The organism is Pseudomonas sp. Pseusp88, assembly GCF_047303955.1.
In the GTDB taxonomy this organism is placed as follows: Bacteria; Pseudomonadota; Gammaproteobacteria; order Pseudomonadales; family Pseudomonadaceae; genus Aquipseudomonas.
Map to the genome: position 1 here is coordinate 73,069 of NZ_JBGLYM010000023.1, position 20,027 is coordinate 93,095.

Annotated in this window: 21 protein-coding genes; 3 read left to right on the forward strand and 18 right to left on the reverse strand. The window is 61.1% G+C overall.

Going from position 1 to position 20,027, the window contains the following annotated elements; translation table 11 throughout:
- From ACCD02_RS23695 to ACCD02_RS23725, 7 genes are all read right to left on the reverse strand, one after another.
- Positions 1–1,320: an OprD family porin gene (locus ACCD02_RS23695; RefSeq protein ID WP_413307322.1), complete on the reverse strand. Its 1,320-nt coding sequence runs from the start codon at positions 1,318–1,320 to the stop codon at positions 1–3.
- A gap of 189 nt (positions 1,321–1,509) precedes the next feature.
- Complete coding sequence (locus tag ACCD02_RS23700; RefSeq protein WP_413307323.1) at positions 1,510–2,343, reverse strand: phosphodiesterase; 834 nt, start codon at positions 2,341–2,343, stop codon at positions 1,510–1,512.
- A 25-nt stretch (positions 2,344–2,368) separates the two neighbouring features.
- Positions 2,369–3,400, reverse strand: coding sequence for an ABC transporter ATP-binding protein (locus tag ACCD02_RS23705; protein WP_413307326.1), 1,032 nt, complete (start codon positions 3,398–3,400; stop codon positions 2,369–2,371).
- The gene (locus ACCD02_RS23710) at positions 3,397–4,191 is read right to left on the reverse strand and encodes an ABC transporter permease (protein WP_413307329.1); all 795 of its coding nucleotides are present in this window, start codon (positions 4,189–4,191) and stop codon (positions 3,397–3,399) included. Before ACCD02_RS23710 ends, ACCD02_RS23705 begins: the two co-directional genes overlap by 4 nt.
- Complete coding sequence (locus tag ACCD02_RS23715) at positions 4,188–5,057, reverse strand: ABC transporter permease (protein WP_413307331.1); 870 nt, start codon at positions 5,055–5,057, stop codon at positions 4,188–4,190. The genes ACCD02_RS23710 and ACCD02_RS23715 overlap by 4 nt, the downstream gene beginning before the upstream one ends.
- Positions 5,058–6,062 (reverse strand): ABC transporter substrate-binding protein, encoded by a 1,005-nt coding sequence (locus ACCD02_RS23720; protein WP_413307333.1) that lies wholly within the window; start codon positions 6,060–6,062, stop codon positions 5,058–5,060. It lies immediately after the preceding gene.
- On the reverse strand, positions 6,046–7,065 hold the full coding sequence (locus tag ACCD02_RS23725; RefSeq protein ID WP_413307335.1) for a LacI family DNA-binding transcriptional regulator: 1,020 nt from the start codon (positions 7,063–7,065) through the stop codon (positions 6,046–6,048). Before ACCD02_RS23725 ends, ACCD02_RS23720 begins: the two co-directional genes overlap by 17 nt.
- A 115-nt stretch (positions 7,066–7,180) precedes the next feature.
- Between ACCD02_RS23725 and ACCD02_RS23730 the strand changes: the two genes are divergently transcribed.
- Positions 7,181–7,372 (forward strand): hypothetical protein, encoded by a 192-nt coding sequence (locus ACCD02_RS23730; RefSeq protein ID WP_413307337.1) that lies wholly within the window; start codon positions 7,181–7,183, stop codon positions 7,370–7,372.
- 3 nt (positions 7,373–7,375) lie between these two features.
- Here ACCD02_RS23730 and ACCD02_RS23735 read toward each other — a convergent pair whose 3' ends face one another.
- The 11 genes from ACCD02_RS23735 to urtA all read right to left on the reverse strand — a co-directional run bounded on the left by ACCD02_RS23735 (position 7,376) and on the right by urtA (position 17,243).
- Positions 7,376–8,239 carry an urease accessory protein UreD gene (locus tag ACCD02_RS23735; protein ID WP_413307339.1) on the reverse strand — a complete coding sequence of 288 codons (864 nt, stop codon included), beginning with the start codon at positions 8,237–8,239 and terminating at the stop codon, positions 7,376–7,378.
- Entirely contained in the window at positions 8,236–8,889 is a 654-nt protein-coding gene (gene ureG / locus ACCD02_RS23740; RefSeq protein WP_413307342.1) for an urease accessory protein UreG, read from the reverse strand. The genes ACCD02_RS23735 and ureG overlap by 4 nt, the downstream gene beginning before the upstream one ends.
- A 23-nt stretch (positions 8,890–8,912) precedes the next feature.
- Positions 8,913–10,625 (reverse strand): urease subunit alpha, encoded by a 1,713-nt coding sequence (gene ureC / locus ACCD02_RS23745; protein WP_413307344.1) that lies wholly within the window; start codon positions 10,623–10,625, stop codon positions 8,913–8,915.
- Positions 10,626–10,627: 2 nt separating this feature from the next.
- Entirely contained in the window at positions 10,628–11,323 is a 696-nt protein-coding gene (locus tag ACCD02_RS23750) for an urease subunit beta (RefSeq protein ID WP_413307347.1), read from the reverse strand.
- A 30-nt stretch (positions 11,324–11,353) separates the two neighbouring features.
- Entirely contained in the window at positions 11,354–12,079 is a 726-nt protein-coding gene (locus ACCD02_RS23755) for an urease accessory protein UreF (protein WP_413307430.1), read from the reverse strand.
- A complete protein-coding gene (gene ureE, locus ACCD02_RS23760) occupies positions 12,073–12,519 on the reverse strand; it encodes an urease accessory protein UreE (protein ID WP_413307349.1) in 447 nt (148 codons plus the stop codon). Before ureE ends, ACCD02_RS23755 begins: the two co-directional genes overlap by 7 nt.
- Before the next feature lie 12 nt (positions 12,520–12,531).
- Positions 12,532–13,221 carry an urea ABC transporter ATP-binding subunit UrtE gene (urtE, locus tag ACCD02_RS23765; protein WP_413307352.1) on the reverse strand — a complete coding sequence of 230 codons (690 nt, stop codon included), beginning with the start codon at positions 13,219–13,221 and terminating at the stop codon, positions 12,532–12,534.
- A gap of 2 nt (positions 13,222–13,223) precedes the next feature.
- Positions 13,224–13,961: an urea ABC transporter ATP-binding protein UrtD gene (urtD, locus tag ACCD02_RS23770; RefSeq protein ID WP_413307354.1), complete on the reverse strand. Its 738-nt coding sequence runs from the start codon at positions 13,959–13,961 to the stop codon at positions 13,224–13,226.
- Positions 13,958–15,091, reverse strand: a complete 1,134-nt coding sequence (urtC, locus tag ACCD02_RS23775) for an urea ABC transporter permease subunit UrtC (protein ID WP_413307357.1) — start codon at positions 15,089–15,091, stop codon at positions 13,958–13,960. The genes urtD and urtC overlap by 4 nt, the downstream gene beginning before the upstream one ends.
- A 1-nt stretch (position 15,092) precedes the next feature.
- Complete coding sequence (gene urtB, locus ACCD02_RS23780) at positions 15,093–15,995, reverse strand: urea ABC transporter permease subunit UrtB (RefSeq protein ID WP_413307359.1); 903 nt, start codon at positions 15,993–15,995, stop codon at positions 15,093–15,095.
- Between the two features lie 69 nt (positions 15,996–16,064).
- Entirely contained in the window at positions 16,065–17,243 is a 1,179-nt protein-coding gene (urtA, locus tag ACCD02_RS23785; RefSeq protein WP_259109000.1) for an urea ABC transporter substrate-binding protein, read from the reverse strand.
- 898 nt (positions 17,244–18,141) lie between these two features.
- On the opposite strand from urtA, the gene ACCD02_RS23790 reads away from it, so the two are divergent.
- Positions 18,142–19,287, forward strand: coding sequence for a transporter substrate-binding domain-containing protein (locus ACCD02_RS23790; protein WP_413307362.1), 1,146 nt, complete (start codon positions 18,142–18,144; stop codon positions 19,285–19,287).
- Positions 19,284–19,913: an ANTAR domain-containing response regulator gene (locus tag ACCD02_RS23795; protein ID WP_413307365.1), complete on the forward strand. Its 630-nt coding sequence runs from the start codon at positions 19,284–19,286 to the stop codon at positions 19,911–19,913. The genes ACCD02_RS23790 and ACCD02_RS23795 overlap by 4 nt, the downstream gene beginning before the upstream one ends.
- The last annotated feature ends 114 nt before the right edge of the window (positions 19,914–20,027 follow it).

The window sequence follows — 20,027 nt, forward strand, 5'->3', positions numbered from 1 at the left end:
TTACATCAACGGAATTGTATAGCTCACAATCAGGCGATTCTGGTCCTGGTCGCGGGCGATATCACTTCGCGACATCCCGTTGCGCCAGCCAAAACCGACGTTCTTCAACGCACCGCTCTGGATCACATAGTCCAGCGAGATATCGCGCTCCCATTCGCCTGCGTCCTTGCCGCTGGCAGTCTTGATATTGTCGCCCTTGAGGTACATCACCGAGGCCTTCAAGCCTGGAACACCCAGGGCCGCGAAATCGTAGGCATACTGCGCGAATGCGGTCCGCTCACCCGCCTGGATGAAGGTCTGAATGGTACGGTCGGTGTAAAGATAGAGACTGGCACCCGCCTCGCCTTTGCCGACCAGCCCACCCTGATTGAGTTGCGCAAAGTTGCTGTCATCGGAAACGCTTTGATAACCAGCGGTAATGGCATGACCGCCCAGCGAATAAATGAACGCAGCGCTCCAGGTATCGTTGTCGATTTCACCACTACCGCCTTTGGTGTACCCGCCGAACTTGTAACCATCGGCGCGACCGGCGGCACTGCTGTTCTTGCCATCGGACGTGGTCTTGAAATAACGCAGATCGGTTTTCAACGAACCGTATTCAGCGAGCGGCAACACATGCAGCAAACCGGCGAAGTGCTGCTGATAATAGTCTTCGAGATTGGCGTAGTAATACTGAACGGTCAGGTCCTTGGTCAGTTTGTAATCGCCACCGGCAAAGGTAAATTTATTGCTTTCCCGAGTGCCGCCCGCAACGGCCAGACCTGCGCTATCGGTGGAAGCACGTCCGGTAGCATGTTCAAGCTGGCCGCCAGTGATGGTCAGGTTATCGATTTCATTACTGGTGACTTGCCCGCCCTCGAAAGTTTGAGGTAACAGACGACCATCATTGGAGATCAGAATCGGCAACTTCGGTTGTAAGGTCCCATAACGCAGCTCTGTCTTCGAAAAGCGCATCTTGGCAGTCGCCCCCACACGAGCCGATTGGTCCGCAGCCTTGTCACCGTCATTGGGGAACATCGAACTGCCGACATGACGACCCGCGCCGCTGTCGAGCTTCAAACCCAGCAGGCCAATAGCATCCAGGCCGAATCCTACGGTGCCGTCGGTAAACCCGGATTGATAATTGAGCATAAAGGCCTGCCCCCACTCTTCGGTCTTCGAAGGCGCGGCAGCCCCATCACGGTTATCATTATTGAAGTAGAAGTTGCGCAAATTCAAATTGGCTTTGCTGTCATTAAGGAAATCAGCAGAGGCCAATGGACTCATGGCAATACTCAGACTACCGGTCAAAAAACTTAATGCGTTAAACGTGGCTTTCATCAGGACGAACTCCAGCGCGGAACCTATGTTCCGGGCACATGAAAAAGGCAGCAGGAAGCACTCGGCCAATCAGACGATTGACCAAGGCATTAACGAATATTCAATAAAACCTTCAACGCTATGCAGAGAATGCTATGGGTTAAAACCTCCGAAGTACTTCGTCAAACGTCTCGAAAAGTCCCTGTGCCGTCAGTCGATCAAGCCATGAGCATCGTAAAACGGATAGGGTCCGGGATACTCGCCAAACACGGCGTTATGGGTCACCATCCCCTGCTGCACTTGCCAGCGATGCAGCAGATACCCGGCCGGTTCCAGATTGAAATGCGCCGGGGCGGTTTGTTGCAGATCCAGCACGATTTGATGAGAGGTACCGGGGCAGACGCAACTCAAGCTGCCGCCGAAACGGCGCTGCATCGGTCGGTGCAAATGCCCGCACAGCAAGCGTTCCACCTGGGGATGGCGGGCAATGACCTGTTCCAGCGCCGATGCATTGATGAACGACTCGCGGTCCATATGACCAATACCGCTGATAAACGGCGGGTGATGCAGAACCAATAACGTCGGCACATCGGGACGATGCGCCAGTTGCTTATCGAGCCACAGCAATTGGCTGTCCAGCAACTGACCGCCGTGGGCGCCGGGGATCGTCGTGTCCAGACCGATCAGGCGCACCGGATGCTCCTCGACCACCCAATCCAGCGGTGCGTTCGCCGATATCGGCAGGTAGACATGATCGGCAAATGCCGCCAGTAAATGTTCGCGATTGTCGTGGTTGCCGGGCACGAGGTAATAAGGCATGTGCAGACGCGCCAGCTCGGGATGCAGCACGGCATATTCATCAGGACGACCGAAGTCCACCAGGTCGCCGCTGATTACCACGACGTCAGGGCGCGGATGGCTGGCATTCAAATGATCGACAGCACGTCGCAACGCGCCAAGGGTGTCGACGACGCCGTAAGTCAGTCTTTCACCGGCTTTAAGGTGCAGATCGCTGATCTGCGCAATGAGAAACGGAAGGTCCAAAATAAAGTCTCTGAAAACAAAAGCATCACGAATGTAGGGTGAACAGCACTTGCGGCGCGATGGCCAGGGCAATCAGCGCGCCAGGCGCGTGAATGATGCCATCGGCGCTGTCTACCAACAGCGGCTGTTCGGCGCCGACATCCACCAACAGGCGACTTTGGGCGCCCTGAAAAAATTGCCCTACCAGACGCCCGCGCAGATGTCCCTGGTTGTCCATCACCCGCAGATGCTCAGGGCGGCAATACACTGTGGCGGGCAGATCGGCGCCACTCCAGGGTAATTCGCCGCCACTGACTTTCAAACCATGGGGCGTGCGCTCGATCACCGGAAAAGCATTGAGATTGCCTACGAAACCGGCGACGAAAGCGTTGGCCGGCTGCTGATAGATTTCCCGCGGGCTGGCCAGTTGCGCGACCCGGCCGTGCTCCAGGACCAGGATACGATCCCCCAGTGCCATGGCTTCGCCCTGATCGTGGGTGACGAACACGGCGGTGATTCCCAAACCACGCAGCAATTGATCCAGCTCGCTGCGCAAGCGTTCACGCAGCTGAGCATCCAGCGCCGCCAAGGGTTCGTCGAGCAACAACACCCTGGGTCGAGGGGCCAGCGCACGAGCCAGTGCGACCCGCTGGCGCTGACCGCCGGACAACTCGTGAATACTGCGCTTGCCGTGCTCCTGCAGGCCGACCAGCTCCAACAACTCTGAGCAACGCTTGTTGCGTTCGGCGGGTGAAAGACCACGAATCTTCAGGCCGTAAACGATGTTGCCGGCCACATCCAGATTCGGAAACAACGCGTAGTTCTGAAAGACCATGCCCACGTCGCGACGCTCAATGGGTAGGCGTGTGACGTCACTGTCACCAAAGAATATCCGCCCGGCATCCGGGCGCTCCAGGCCGGCGATCAGGCGCAAGGTGGTGGTTTTACCGCAACCGGACGGGCCGAGAATCGCCAGGGTTTCCCCGGCCTCGATGGTCAGGTTCAGATCATGTACAGCGACGGTGCCGTCAGAGAACGCCTTGCGGCAACCCTCAAGGCGGATGGTGGTTCCGGTCATCGACTCTCTCCACGGGAAAGACGGGCGCTGATGGCCTGCAACGCAATGAGCAGTGGCACGATCATCAACAGGAATATGAGGGTGTAGGCGCTGGCGACCTCCAGCCTGGCCGAGGCATAACTGTCGGCCAGGCCCACCGGCAATGTCTTGGTCATCGGGGTGTGGAGCATCCAGGTCAGGTTGAACTCACCCAACGACAGCGTGACGACCATCAACACCCCGGCGAGAATCCCTGCCCGGCAGTTGGGCACTACCACACTGAAGAAACGCCGGATCGGCCCGGCGCCAAGGCTGGCCGCCGCCTCCTCCAGTGTCGGCAGGTGCTGACGTTGCATCACTGCCATCACCGGGCGCACCAGAAATGGCAGCGTGAACAGCACATGACCGACGAGGATGAATAACCAGCTGCTGCGAAACCCACCGAACTGACCATACGTGAGCAGCAACGCCAAAGCGCTGGCCAGGCCTGGCATCGCCACGGGCAACACCATCAGTTCTTCAAACGCGCGGCTGAAGCGATTGTTCATCCGCACCAACGCGTAAGCCGCCGGTACGCCAATCACGCAGACACATAACGCACAAGCTGCGGCCAGTTGCAGGGACAGCCAGACGGTTGGCGAATAAGCCTGCCAAACCTGTATCAGCCAGTCGAATGTGAGCCCGCTGGACAGGCCTGCGAAGTAATTGCGCGTCAGCCCGGCCAGCAACGACATCACCACGGGCACCAACATGAAGGCGCAAATCAGCAAGGTAAAAACCAGTTGCCCGACAAACAGCGTTGAGCGCTTCACAAGACAGTCCCCGATTGTTTGACCAGCCGCCGCGCCAATAACAGCATGGCCCAGGTCACCGCCCCCAACACCACCGAAAGCGCAGCGGCCACGGCGAAGTTGGCGTAGTTGGTGAACACGTTGTAGATGGCCACCGGGGTCACATTCAAACGGGTGCCCAAGGTGAAGGCCGTACCGAATGCGCCCATGGATGTGGCGAAACAGATCGCCCCGCATGAGACCAATGCCGGCGCCAGGCCAGGCACGATGACATCGCAGACCACTCGCCAATGACCCGCCCCCAGCGAGTGGGCGGCCTCTTCCAGGCTAACGTCCAGGCTTTCGCAAGCGGCCATCACGGTGAGGATCACCCGCGGAATCGAGAAGTACAGATAGCCAATGAACAATCCCGTCAGCGAGTAGGCAAAAACCCAGCGCTCCCCCGTCAGAGCAAGGCCAAGCGGGACGAACAAGCCCTGGCGACCGGCCAGCAGAATCACCAGAAAGCCGACCACCACACCGGGAAACGCCAGCGGGAAGGTTAACAAGGCGACCAGTGCCGAGCGCCCGAAGAAGCGTTGACGAGCCAGAAACACGCCACTGATGCCGCCCACCAGCAGTGCTGCAAGGGTCACCACCAGAGCGAGAACGCAGGTCTGCGCCAGACTGCCCAGGTATTGGGCGCTGCCAAGCACCTGCCAATAACCGCTGTCGCTGCCGTCACGGCCTTGCCCACCCAGCACGATCAGGTGCGCCAGCGGCAATAACCAGAATGCGAACAGCACCGCTGCTGCCGGCGCCAGCGCCCAGGCAGCAGTCGGGCGCAAGCGCGGTACGATCGCCCGCCACGACCGGGATTGCCGAGCGTTTACTACCGAGGCCGTCACTTACTTGACCTCACTCAGATAACGCGCGGAGAAGGCTTCCTGCACCGCTGCCATATGTTCGTAATTGACCACCCCGGCCCTGGCATAGTCACTGTCCGGCAGGAACTGCGCGGCGACGTCAGCGGGCATCTTCATCGCCCGCACGGGGCGCAGGTACGCCTTGGCCCACAACGCCTGGCCTTGATCGGACAAAACGAAATCCAGCACCTTCTCGGCGTTGGCGCGATGCGGGGCGTTGCCGACCATGCTCATCACGTAAGGCACGCTGATACTGCCCTCCCGGGGAATCACGAACGCGACGTTAGCCTGGTCCTTGTAACGCGCCCTATAGGCGTTGAAGTCGTAATCGACCAGAATCGGCAACTCTCCGGACAGTACCCGTGCATAAGCCGTCTGCTTGGGCACGATGGGCGAGTTTTTCGCCAGTTTCTGGAAGTAATTGATGGCGGGCGAGAAGTTGTCCAGAGTGCCGCCCATTGCCTGATTGATGGCCACCGCAGAGACGTACCCCACGAAAGCGCTGGACGGATCAAGATAACCCACCATGCCTTTATATTCGGGCTTGAGCAGGTCGGCCCAGCTTTGCGGAATCGGCAAACCACCCAGCGCGTCGACGTTAACCATGATGCCAAGGGTGCCGGAGTGAATCGCAAACCAGTGACCTTCAGGGTCCTTCAAACCAGCTGGAATCTGGTCCCAGCCTTTGGGTTTATAAGTGCCGACCACCCCGGCTTTTTGCGCCTGCAAACCAAACGTCACGCCGTAATACACCACATCAGCCACTGGCGCGGCCTGCTCGGCTACCAACTGCGCCAATGACTGGCCGGAATTCTTGTTGTCCAGCGGGACCTGCACACCAGTGGTGTCGGCAATCGCCTTGAGCTGCGCGCCCCAGTCCGCCCACTCCGGCGGGCAGTTGTAGCAAATCGCCGTTTCGGCGGCCTGTGCCAGGCTGGCCAGGCCGCATAGCAGAAACGCCGCCAGGGTTTTACTGAAGCGGATCATCAAGCATCTCCTCGTAGGGTTGGGTACTTTCGCCCGGCCGGATATGGCAAGGCAGAGAATGGGAAGCCGGTGCGGCGCCAGCGATCTGCGCCAGCAGTTGATCGATCAAGGTGCAAGCCAGCGCCGCGATAGGCTGAACGACACTGCACAGCGTCGGGTGCATCTGGGTACCGAGGGTGATGCCGTCAAAGCCAATGATCGAGATTTGCCGGGGCACGTCCCAGCCATTGCGCCGCAGTTCCGCGATCAGACTGATCGCCAGCAAGTCGTTGGAGCAGACCAGCGCACTGGGCGCCTGTGGGCCGTGCAATAACGGCTCGATTGCGGCGAAGTCCGCCTGGGTGTGGGCGGGCATTTCGATCACCGGCAGGCTGTCGAGGCCGGCCTCACGCATAGCATCGCAATAACCGGCGTAACGCAGTCGGGAGCGGTCTGACTGCAAGGCCGGGCCGGCAACCATGCCGATCCGCACATGGCCCGCGTCCAGCAGATAACGGGTGGCGAGGGCCATACCTGCGCGATTATCCACCGACACGGCGCTATAGCTCGGGTTGTCAGGCTGGTGATAAGCCAGCACAAAAGGGGTGTCTTCATTGGCCAGGCTTTGCAGCACATGACTGCTCTGGGCATCAGTCACGGTAAGGACCAGGCCATCAACCCTCTGGCGCAGCAACTCTTCGACCACCGCACTTTCGCGCTGGCTGCTGTAATCGGTGGTTGCCAACAACAGGTTGTAACCGTGCAAGCGTGCAGCCTGCTCCATCGCCTGGAATTGCTCGGCGAACACCGGGTTGAGCAGATTGGGCACCACCACACCGATCAGGTTGGTGGTTTGCAAGCGCAGCTGGCGGCCGAGGCGATTAGGCCGAAAACCGAGCTGACGCGCAGCGGCGAATACTTGCTCCCGGGTGGCCGGACGCACCACTTCGGGGGAAGCAAAGGTTCGTGCGGCGGTCGCCCGCGAAACACCTGCCAGCCGCGCAACCTCTTTCAAATCAGTCATGTTCACTCGCTTGAGATCGATCTCATTGGCGAGCACATTACTCAGCAGGCATGGCATTTACGCGATGAACAGATGACGTTTTGATGTCAGAAACGACGCTCATGCACTGAGCAGTATGATGGTGCCCGAATTTCGCCAACCACTGCCGCGGGACACGCCACTTGGCCTGCACGCCCCCGAACAGGTGGCCGAAGAACTGACCCTGTTGATGGAAGGCGCCCAGGTGGTGGCGCAGAACAAGGGTATCGAACAGGTCGGCGAACGCTTGACGCGCATGGTCCGGCAACGCCTTGATCCCGCCACCTGAGCGCTATTTGCGTCGAGGCCTCGGGCGTATGCCCGTAGACCACTGGCGCACACTGGCCCAGCCCTGATGCAAGGCCTGGCGCAGGGCTACGGCATCCTCGGCCAATACCCGCAGGCCTACCCCGGCGTCATTGGGCAAGGCGCTGACACCGAGGTAGCAGCCGTTCAGCCCGGATGTGTCGGTACGCAGCAGTGTCACGATCGCCTCGACTGGCATTCCCTGGCCGATCAGCATCAGGTTGCCCCAGGCCCGATAAGGTCCCGAGACACCGAGCTGCCCCGCCTGCCACTGCCCGCCTTCGGCACACAGGCGATCGGCGACCAGCACCTCGCCGTCCGACGTCTGCACCCGGACATCACTGCGGTACTCGCTGAATACCCCTTCGCGCCCGCCGGGAGCATGACTGCAAAAGGCATCGCATAGCAGCAGGCGACCGCCTTCCTGCAAGGTCACATTGACCCGGTTATGCAGCCGCGCCCGGGGAAACAGAATGGTCGCCATGGGCAGGTATTCGAGCCAGGCGCCACTCCCTACGGCAAGACTGACCCGCTGCTGCGCCGGGGCCTCGTCCATGCTGTGGGCCACCGTGGCCGCACCATTGGCGACGTGGGCCATGCAACCTGGCCCGGCACTGATGCTCAGGTGCAGGCATTCCCCGGCAAATATTCCGCCTGAACAGGATTGCAGATACGCCGCCGCCATCTCTGGCGGGTCGTCCGGCAAACGCAGCTGGCGCCCCAGGTGAAAGGGATAACCGACCTGCTGCCGGGCGATATAACTGCACCCGTCCGGCGCCCGCTGGAACGCCAGCAGGGCCTGGGGCCTGTCATTGAGGATCGCTGAGTGAATCGGGGCGATGGCGTTCATGAGCGGTCGAACAACACGGCCTGGCTGATGGCATCGACCACTGCGTCGACGCCCTCCCCCGTGGCGCAATTGGTGAACAGCACCGGGCGACAGCCACGGGCCAGGGCCGACTCCTCGCGCATGCGCGCCAGGTCGACGCCGACATGGGGCGCCAGGTCGTACTTGTTGATCACCAGCAGGTCGCAACCGAGCACACCAGGCCCCCGTTTGCGCGGGATATCATCGCCCCCCGCCACGTCGATCACGAAAATCCAGTAGTCCACCAGGTCCAGGGAAAAGGTCGAGGCCAGGTTATCGCCGCCGGATTCGATCAGCACCAGGTCAAGGCGCTCGAAGCGGCTTTCCAGTTCGTCGGCCATTTGCAGGTTCAGGGTCGGGTCTTCGCGAATCGCCGTATGAGGGCAGGCGCCGGTTTCCACGGCTCGCACCCGCTGTGGATCGATCAGGCCGCTGCGCTGGATGCGCTCGGCGTCCTCGCGGGTGGCCAGGTCATTGGTGATCACCGCCAGTTCGGTGCCCCGGGCGATAAAGCGTGGGATCAGTTGTTCCAGCAGGCGGGTCTTGCCCGAGCCCACCGGGCCGCCGATGCCGACCCGGGCGGCGCCCGGATGTACATCGGATGCAGGGGTTGCCAATGCGATTGCAGTCATGTCCGGTTCTCCGAAATGGGGGATCAGCGCAGCATGTAGCGCTGGGCCAGGGGCACTTCGCTGACCGGCTCGCAGGTCAGCAGCTCGCCGTCGGCGTAGACATCGAAGGTCTGGGCATCGACGCGGATATGCGGGCAGGCATCGTTATGCAGCATGTCCGACTTGCGCAGGCTGCGGGTGCCGAAGGCCGGCAGCAGCGGTTTGTGCAGACCCAGGGTGGTGCCGGTATCAGCTTCCACGGCCAGGCGATTGACGAAGTTCACCGACAACGCTTGAGGCGCGCGGCCGAACGAGCCCCACTGCGGGCGCATTACCAGTGGTTCGCAGGTGTACAGCGAGGCGGCGGAATCGCCCATGGCGCCATGCACGATAAAACCACCCTTGATCACCAGCTCCGGCTTGATGCCGAAGAAGGCCGGGCGCCACAGCACCAGGTCGGCCAGTTTGCCGGGCTCGATGGAGCCGATATAGCTGTCGATGCCGAACACCCGGGCGGCATTGATGGTGTATTTGGCGATATAGCGCTTGATCCGTTCGTTGTCGCCCAGTGCCGTGGTTTCTTCCGGCAGACGACCGCGCTGGTCCTTCATCTTCGACGCCAATTGCCAGGTGCGGGCAATCACCTCGTTGATGCGGCCCATGCCCTGGCTGTCCGAGCCGAGAATGGAGATCGCCCCGGTGTCGTGGAGAATATCTTCGGCGGCGATGGTCTGGGGCCTGACCCGTGATTCGGCGAACGCCACATCCTCCGGCACGGCCGGGTTGAGGTGGTGGCAGGTCATGATCATGTCCAGGTGTTCGTCGAAGGTGTTGACCGTGTAGGGGTTGGTCGGGTTGGTCGACGACGGGATGCAGTTGGCCTTGCCTGCCACGCTGATAATGTCCGGGGCATGGCCGCCGCCTGCACCTTCGGTGTGGTACATATGAATGGTGCGGTCGCCGATGGCGGCCAGGGTGTCTTCGAGAAAACCCGACTCATTGAGGGTGTCGGTGTGCAACTGGACCTGGAAGTCGTACTCGTCCGCTACCTTTAGGCAGGCATCGATCACCGCAGGCATGGCGCCCCAGTCCTCATGGATCTTGAGGCCCAGGCAGCCGCCGCGTAGTTGGCCGATCATTGAATCCGGCTTGCTGGTATTGCCCCGGCCGAGAAAGCCGAAGTTGATCGGCCAAGCCTCGGATGCCTGAAGCATCTTGCCGACGTTCCACTCGCCGCCGCAGTCGATGCCCACGGTGATCGGCCCGAGGGAGCCGCCAATCAAGGTGGTCAGGCCCGCCGCCAGGGCGTGCTCGCACAGCTGCGCGGAGTCGAAATGCACATGCACATCGATGCCGCCGGGGGTGACGATCATGCCCTCGGCATCGCGTACCGTAGTGGCAACGCCACAGATCAGTTGCGGGTGCACACCATCCATGACTTCGGGATTGCCAGCCTTGCCGACGGCGACGATCTTGCCGTCCTTGATCCCGATATCGCCCTTGATAATGCCGATTACCGGATCGATGATCAGCGCGTTGCAGATCAGCATGTCCAGGGCGCCGTCGGCGCTGTCATGACCCGGCATCAGGCCCATGCCGTCACGCAGGGTCTTGCCGCCGCCATGCAAGCATTCGTCGCCGGGCACGGCATGGTCGAACTCGACTTCGGCCAGCAGCGACGTATCGCCGAGCCTGACCGCATCGCCCACCGTGGGGCCGAACATGGCCGCATAGTCTTGTCGCGTCATCGTCGCCATGTTCAGGCTCCCTTGAAGTGTTGGGCACGCGCACGTTCCAGCGCCCTGTTCTTGCAGGCCGGATCATGCAGGTTGCCATTGGTCAAACCGCTGAAGCCATGGATGTCACCGCTGCCGCCGAACTGCACCAGGACGACTTCGCGCATCTCCCCCGGTTCAAAGCGCACGGCCGTCCCGGCGGGGATATCCAGGTGCATGCCAAAGGCGATTTCCCGGGGGAATTCCAGGGCCTTGTTGACCTCGAAAAAGTGGTAGTGACTGCCTACCTGAATCGGCCGGTCGCCAGTATTTACCGCGCGCACAGTAGCCACCGGGCGTCCGGCATTAAGGGCGATATCCCCTGCCGGGCTGATGATTTCCCCCGGCGTCGGCATTGGCATCAAGGGCTGGCTGCCGGGGCGGATCGGCTGATGTACGGTGATCAGCTTGGTGCCATCGGGGAAGGTGCCCTCGACCTGCAGGATCGGCAGCAGATCGGCGACCCCGGGCATCACATCGTCGGTGTTAAGCAAGGTCGAGCCGTAGCCGATCAGTTCGGCGACACTGCGGCCTTCCCGGGCGCCTTCGAGCAATTCATCGGCGATCAAGGCACAGGCTTCCGGGTGGTTCAGCCGCAGCCCCTTGGCCCGGCGCTTGCGCGACAGCTCGGCGGCGGTAAAGAGCGTCAGGCGCTCCAGTTCAGTGGGGGTCAACAGCATGGGCGATGTCCTCTGATACGGGGAGCCGGTTCAGTTGGCGAACAGGCGCAAATCCTGGCTTTCGTGACGCATGACGGCGATCTCGGCCATGGGGATGAAACTGGCGGCCTGCTCCGGTTCGGGCGCCTCGGCGGCGAGCACTTCGCTCAACACCGATTGCAGCCCGGCCAGCACGCGCTGGGCATCGACATGGCCGAGCACGCCAAGGCGCAGGGCGGCACTGACCAGGCCGGTGCACAGGCCATGCAGAGAGGCCGCTTCGGCGTGTTGCAGGGGCAACCCCAGATGGCGCCAGACCAGCCCCTGAATCACCGGCACATGGGCGGCTGCCTGCCCGGCGTTGACCCGGGCCAGATAGTCCCCGGCAGCGGCAGTGCCCAGAGCGGCGTGCACACCAAGCAAGGCTTGACCGATCCGCCGCGAGCCCTGGCGCGCCTCTGTAGCCAGGGTCAGGGCCTCGACTTCACGATCCAGTTGGTTGACGTGGTCGAGATCGTCAGCGGCCACCCAGCAAGCGCGCAGGAAGGCCCTGTCGAAACTGGCCCAGCGATAACGCACCTGGCCTTCTATAAAGGCCCGGACCTCGTCGCCACGCCCCTCCCTGACGCGTTCGCGACGCCGTCCACTGGCTGCCTGGGTGCCCAGTGCCGACTCATTGACCAGGGTCTCCAGCCCCCAGGACCAGGCCACCGCGCCACTGGGGAAAAAGCTGTCGGCCTGCTGCAGGGCCAGTAGTGTCGCGGCCAGGCTCATGATTCGCTCCGCCGTACCCGACCGTCCGACAGCATCGGCGTCAACCGTTCCAGATAATCCTGCTCCGGGCCGTGCAACTGGACCTGCAATTCATCTCCGGCAAAGCGCACTTTCCAGTGCATATTGCCAGCGAAGTAACCCAGCTCCAGGGCGGCGGCACTGTCTCGGGGCAGCAGTGGCAGCCAGGCCTGCTCCTGCATCTGCACGACCACCGCACGATGGGCATCGAGCATCAGCACCGCGCCATTGCGCAACTGCTCGTGGCGCTCCAGGCGTATGGCATAGTCGGTGCCGTGATCACCCCGCACCCGCAGGCGGTGGCGCTGCATATCGGCGCTGTCGAGGGTGACGGTTTCGACGCTGCCTTCATGTTCGAGGCTGTGCAGCTGTTCGTGGATAGCCGGGTCGCTGGCCAGGCCGAGGATACGTTCGAGAATCAACATGGCGCACGCTCCTCAGATGGTCAGGTAACGCAGGATGCGTTCGCGATCGACGGTTTCCCGCACCTCGCTATGGACGAATTCGCCCTTCTCGATGATCAGGTAGCGGTCGGCCACGGCCATGGCAAACGACAGCACCTGCTCGGAAACGATCAGGGAAAACCCCCGTTCTTTCTTCAGCCTGTTCAGGGCCTGGGCAATGTCCTTGATGATCGATGGCTGGATACCTTCGGTGGGCTCATCGAGGATCAGCACCTTGGGGTTGGAGACCAGTGCCCGGGCGATGGCCAGCTGTTGCTGCTGGCCGCCGGAGAGGTTGCCGCCCTTGCGCCGACGCATCTCGAACAGCACCGGAAAGTACTCGAAGATGTAGTCGGGAATATTTGGCTCGGGGGTATTTTCCATGCCGGTGCGGATATTTTCTTCTACCGTCAGCAACGGAAAGATCATCCGCCCCTGGGGCACGAAGCCGATCCCGGCGGCGACCCGCTGATAGCTCTTGCGACCCAGCAGTTCCTCCCCCGCCAGCTGGATGCTGCCGCTGCGCGCCGGGAGCATGCCGACCAGGCTCTTGAGCAAGGTGGTCTTGCCCATACCGTTGCGGCCCATGATTGCCAGGGACTCGGCAGGCGCCAGGTGCAGCGAAAGGTTGCGCAGCACATGGCTCTGCCCGTAGTACACGTTGAGTTCGTTGACGTTCAGCATGTTCAGTGCCCCAGGTAGACGTCGATGACTTGCGGATCGTTCTGCACCTGATCCATGGAGCCGTAGGCCAGGGTCTTGCCCTGATGCAGCACAGTGACCTTGTCGGCCACGGCCTTCACGAATTCCATGTCGTGCTCGATGATCACCATGGCCCGGCCCTGGGCGATGCGCTTGAGCAGGCCGGCGGTCTTCTCGCGCTCCCCGGCGCTCATGCCCGCCACCGGTTCGTCGAGCAACAGCAGCTCGGGGCGCTGCATCAACAGCATGCCGATCTCCAGCCATTGCTTCTGGCCGTGAGACAACAACCCGGCCTTGAGCCCCAGTTGCTCCTTGAGGAAGATCAGTTCGGCGGTACGCTCCACCTCTTGCTCCAGGGCCTTGTCCCGTCGGGAGAACAGGCAGGTAAACAGGCCGCGCTTGTCCGGCGAGGAAATGTCCAGGTTCTCCCGCACCGTCAGGTCTTCGTAGACCGAGGGGTTCTGGAACTTGCGCCCCACCCCGGCGCGGGTGATCTGGTACTCGATCATCTGCGCCAGCTCCATGTCCTTGAAGCGGATGCTGCCGGCGCTGGGCCGGGTCTTGCCGCAGATCATATCGAGCAGCGTGGTCTTGCCCGCCCCGTTGGGGCCGATTACCACATGCACCTGATTTTCCTCGACATAGAAGTTCAGGCTGTCCACCGCCTTGAAGCCGTCGAACGATACCGTCAGGTCTTCGACCGCCAGTAGAATCGCACTCATGACCGCTCTCCCCGCTTGCTCAGGCGTTCCAGCAGGCCCGCCAGGCCGGTCGGCAGAAACAGCACCACGCCCATGAACAGACCGCCCATGAAGTACTGCCAGAAATTGACGAAGTTTTCCGAGAGGTAGCTCTTGGCGACGCCGATCAACAGCGTGCCGTAGATGGCGCCGACCAGGGACAGGCGGCCGCCCAGCGCGGCATAAATCACGATCTCTGTCGACGGAATGATCCCCACCAGGGACGGCGAAGCCAGACCTACCTGCAAGGTGAACATCACTCCACCCAGAGCCGAGATCAGCGCCGCCACGGCAAAGATGAAAGCCTTGAACAGCGCAGTGTTGTAGCCGGAAAAACGCACCCGGTCCTCGCGGTCACGGATGGCGACAATCACCTTGCCCACGCGGCCATGGATCACGAACTTGCACAACAGCACACAGAGCAGTAACAGCACCGTGGTGATCAGATACAGCACCATGGCGGCGGTCTGGCTTTGCAGGTCGAGGCCGAACACCGTCTTGAAGTCGGTCAGCCCGTTGACCCCGCCGGTATAACCCTGCTGGCCGATGATGGTGATGGACATGATCGCTGCCAGGGACAGGGTGATGATCGAGAAATACACCCCGCCCACGCGCTTCTTGAAGTAGGCATAGCTGAAACCGAACGCCAGCAGCGCAGGCAGCAGCAGAATCGCCAGCACGGTGAAAGTCGGTGACTGGAACGGTTTCCACCACCAGGGCAACGACTCGATGCTGTTCCAGATCATGAAATCCGGCAGGTTCGAGCCATAGAACGCCGCCAGGGCGCTGGCTGCTTCGTCACTGGCCGTGGCTTCGAGCTTGAGGTACATGGCCATCATGTAACTGCCCAGGCCGAAGAAGATCCCCTGCCCCAGGCTGAGGATGCCGCCATAGCCCCAGATCAGCACCATACCCAGGGCACAGAACGCCAGGCTCAGGTATTTGCCCGCCAGGCCCAGACGAAATGCGCCTAGACACAGCGGCAGGACCACCAGCAACAGCACGGACAACCAGATCAGGCTATGCCGTTCAACAAAGTACAGAATGCCCTGCCAGCGCCGCCGGTTGGGGTCGAACAGGGAGTCGGAGAGACTCAGGGTCTTGTCAGTCATATCAGCGTCTCACTTTCGCGGCGAACAGGCCGTTGGGACGGAAGAACAGCAACACGATGACCACCAGCAGGGTGATGGCCTTGGCCATGGAACCGGTGGTCAGGTACTCCAGGGACACCTGGGTCTGGCCGATGCCGAAGGCGGACAGGAAGGTGCCCAGCAGGCTCTCGACGCCACCGAAGACGACCACGATGAAGGTGTCCACCAGGTACTGCTGGCCGGTGACCGGCCCGGTCGAGGCGAGCATGGTGAATGAGCTGCCGGCGACCCCGGCCAGACCGCAGCCCAGGGCAAAAGTCACGGCATCGACCCGCGCCGTATCGATGCCTGCGGCCCCGGCCATGGCGCGGTTCTGGGTCACGGCACGGATGCGCAGGCCCCAACGGCTGCGGTAGAGAAACAGGAACACCGCCCCGGCAATCAGGAAGGTCAGGGCGATGATGAAAATGCGGTTCAGCGGCAGGGACAGACCCTCGGAAATCTTCCAGGCGCCTTGCAGCCACTGCACCGTGGGCACGCTGACTTCCTTGGGGCCGAACACCTGGCGGTAGACCTGCTGCAGCACCAGCGACAGGCCCCAGGTGGCCAACAGTGTGTCCAGTGGCCGGTTGTACATGAAGCGGATGAAGCAGCGCTCCAGCAGATAACCGAAGGCAAAGGTCACGGCGAACGCGACAAAGATGCCGACGATGAAATAGGCGCCCATCAATCCCGGCAACCAGCGTTCGAATACCAGTGCGGTGAGGTAGGTCATGTAGGCGCCCAGGGCCATCAGCTCGCCGTGGGCCATATTGATCACGCCCATCAGGCCGAAGACGATGGTCAGGCCGATGGCCATGAGCACCAGCACGGAGAACAGCGAGAAACCGCTGAACACCTGCATTATCAGAATATCGAAAGTCATAGCGCTACCTGTGATGGCTTGGCTGTCGTCGCTTGGCAAACCGGGCCCGCTGCCGGGCCCGGCAGACCATTACAGTTTCGGGAACGGGTTGGGCTCGATGGGCGCGGACTCGTAGATCACGTCGACCTGGCCCTGGGCGTTGATGCTGCCGATGCGCGCCTGCTTCCACAGGTGATGGTTGTCCTTGTGGATTTTCACAGGACCTTCAGGGGCGTCCCAGGTCAGTTCCGAAGATGCGGCGATGACCTTCGGCACGTCGAAGCTGCCGGCTTTTTCAGCCGCCGCCTTCCACAGGTAGACGCCGGTGTAGGCCGCTTCCATCGGATCGCCGATTACCCGGTTCTGCCCATAGCGCGCCTTGAACGCGGCGACAAACTTGTCGTTCTGCGGGTTCTTCAGGCTCTGGAAATAGCTCATGCAGGTGAGAAATCCGGTGAGGTTTTCCGCGCCGATGCCGGTGACTTCCTCCTCAGTGACGGCCAGGGCCATCAGGGTCTGGTTGGAGCTGTCGATACCGGCCGCCTTGAGCTGCTTGTAGAAGGCCACGTTGGAGCCACCGACGATGGTGGACAGGATAATGTCGGGCTTGGCCGCCTTGATCTTGTTGATCACCGAGGAGAACTCGATGTGACCCAGGGGCAGGTAATCTTCTCCGACTATCGAGCCGCCCTTCTTGCTGATCGAAGCCCGGGCCAGCTTGTTGGTGGTACGCGGCCAGATATAGTCGGAGCCCACCAGATAGACGCTCTTGCCCTTGTTCTGCATCAGCCAGTCGACTGCGGCCAAGGTCTGCTGCGAAGCTTCCTGGCCGGTGTACATGATGTTCGGCGACTTCTCCAGGCCCTCATAGAAGGTCGGGTAATACAGCAATCCCTTGTCCCGTTCGAACACCGGCAACACTGCCTTGCGCGAGGCCGAGGTATAAGCACCGAACACCGTGGCGACGTGGTCCTGCTCCAGCAGCTTGCGGGCTTTTTCGGCGAAGGTCGGCCAGTCACTGGCACCGTCCTCGACAATCGGCTCGATGGTCTTGCCCAACACCCCACCCGAGGCATTGATCTCATCGATGGCCAGCTTCTCAGCATCCACCACCGAGGCCTCGCTCATGGCCATGGTCCCGGTCAACGAATGAATAATGCCGACCTTGACCGTGTCCGCACTGGCATAGCTGGCCATGGCCAACGGCATCAGGGTCATTGCACTGAACAACAGGGCGCGCTTCAACAAACTGCGTGGATCATCGCTCATTACTTTTCTCCAGAAATAAAAAAAGCCCGACCGCCCGTGATTTATAAAAAACGGGGTGTCAGGCTTCTTGTGCCGAATCTGGCGGGACAACTTTGTCCGATCCAGTCATTCGCCGGGGCATTCCCTACTTGCCAAGTGGGCGTAGGGCAATGGTGCGGCGTTCGAGTGTTGCGCGAAGGTACTTAGCAAGGGCAGTGCCAAGTGCGAGCGAGTCATGTTGGCGCAGTGATTAAAGCAAGTTGTCCGAGGGGACAGATATGCACTCGAGGGTTTGTCCTGAATGGCGGTATATCGAGGTGTTGCTGGAGTTTTTGGTCTACCTGGCAACTAATCCGGAGACGTCATCGGGCGTGTTCTCTGCTTTAGTTGCCATATTCTTTTTGGCCTGACTATCAGGTCTGATTCGCCGCCCAGGTCGGAATGAGTACTTGCACCATTGCGAGGCTCAATGCACCGAAGCCGGGCAGGTATTTCTGTTGAAGCGCAGCGTGCCCGCGAAAGCCTCGACGCGGTATGCTTTAAACACCGCGTCAACCTTTTCGCGGGCAAGCCTCGCTCCTACGGGGACCAAGTCAATCAGCACAGGGTTATTCGGGCCTCAGCCGTCTGGGGCACAGACGCCACTTGGCCCGCAAAATGCTTCCACTGCTGGCATATCCCCGCAGGATGTCTTGCCCTACGCCCTTCTCCGGCAGGTAGGGAAGATCCTCGCAAGACTGGCCGCGACAGCGTTGTCGTTCCAGACCAGGCGCAAACAGCCTCGATTGCCCTCGACCCGACGGCATGGCCCCATCCATTACTCCCGACCTGCGACACAGCGGCGCCTGCCTGCGGTGCGTGGAACGGTGTTGGCGACAGCGCGAGGCGCGGTTCAGCCGATTTGCATAAGGCTCAAGGTATGGCTAATCAAGCAATCAGAATTGGTGGACTGTTTTCCGACTCCGGTATTACCGCCGCCTCGGAACGCTCCATGTTACGCGGAACGCAATTTGCCATTGAGCAGGTGAATGCCGAGGGCGGCGTCAATGGTCGGCCATTTGAATTGATCGTGCGTAACACTGAATCCACGCCTGCGCTCTATGCCATGCATGTCGAATCATTGATTCGCGAACAAGGCCTGAAGTTTTTCCTCGGCTGCTATACCTCCAGTACCCGCAAGGCGGCGATTCCGGTATTGGAGCGCTATGACGCCCTATTGTTATATCCGGTGTTCTACGAAGGCTTTGAATATTCGCGCAATGTGATTTATACCGGCGGCACACAGAACCATAACACCGTGCCACTGGCCCGTTACATGCTCGAACATTATGGCAACCGGGTGCTGATGATCGGCTCGGAATATGTCTACCCCTATGAAACCAACCGCCTGATGAGCGACCTGCTGTATGAGCATGGCGGCACCAAGCTGGGCGAGTATTACCTGCCCCTGAGCGCCGGTCCCCATGACTTCGACAAGCTGATCGAAAAGGCCCGGCAGCTGCAACCTTCGTTCATTTTCGCCACCGTGGTCGGGCGCAGCATGAACCATCTCTACCGCGCCTATGCCGAGGCCGACCTGGACCCGGCACGCATGCCCATTGCAAGCCTCGTCACTACGGAAACCGATATCCAGGAGATGGGCCCGGAGCTGGCCATGGGGCATATTTCCGCCGCCAGCTATTTCCAGTCAGTGGACACCCCGCTCAACCGCCGCGTTATCGCTCAGTACCGCGAGCGTTTCGGCCAGCATCAGGTCACCGACCGCTGCTGGGAGTCAGCCTATTTTCAGGTACACCTTTTGGCCAAGGCCCTGCGCCAGGCCGAAGGCGAGGATGTCGAAGACGTTCTGCAGGCCATGCGCGGGCTTGAGCTGGATGCGCCGCAAGGGCGCGTGCGGGTCGATCCGGACAATCATCACACCGCGCTGTTTTCCCGCATTGGCCGGGTCAATCGCGACGGTCAGTTCGACCTGTTGCGCGAAAGCCGCCAGGCCATCAAGCCCGACCCTTATGCCATCGCCCCTGGCCTGAACGACTGGTCCAGCGCGCCGGAGAGCCAGCCATGACCCTGCGTGCCGCGAAGAAACGCTATCGTCCTGAGAGCAGCGGCGGCATCAAGGACCTGCGCGAGATGAGTGTGCTGGTCCTGCACCCCGACGACGAAGACGGGCGCAACCTGATCGCCCAGCTCAAGCGCATCGGTTGCCAGGTGCGCGTGCAATGGCCAATTCCGGAGCGTCTGCCCGGCGAGGCCGAGGTGATTGTCCTGGCGGTATCACCGGAAAGCCTGGCGACCAACACCCCCTGGCTGTTCCAGAATGGTACGCCGCCGATCATCCCGGTGATCGCCTATGAAAACCCGATCATTGTCGAAGCCCTGCTGCAGCTCAATGCCAGTGCGGTGATCCCCTCGCCAGTCAAGTCGTTTGGCCTGCTGGCAGCCCTGGCGATTACCCTGAACCAGTCGCGCAAGGCCCGGGAACGGGAGAAACACGTCAAGCGTCTGGAGGGGCGGATGGCCGTAATGCGCACGGTGCAGCAGGCAAAAATCATCCTGATCGAAACCAAGGGCATGTCCGAGATCGACGCTTATAACGCCCTGCGTGACCAGGCCATGGCCAAGCGCGAACCGGTGGAGAAAATCGCCGAAGCCCTGGTCAAGGCCCATGAACTGTTCCAGCAAACCAGTTAACGACAGCCTGTGCGCTGTCGCCAGCGGGCGGCAGCCTTTCTGCGCGGAAGTTGCCATACGCCCGTCTTCGGCAGGTATGGAGCACCGCGTAGCGACCGGCGTGGACAACGGCGT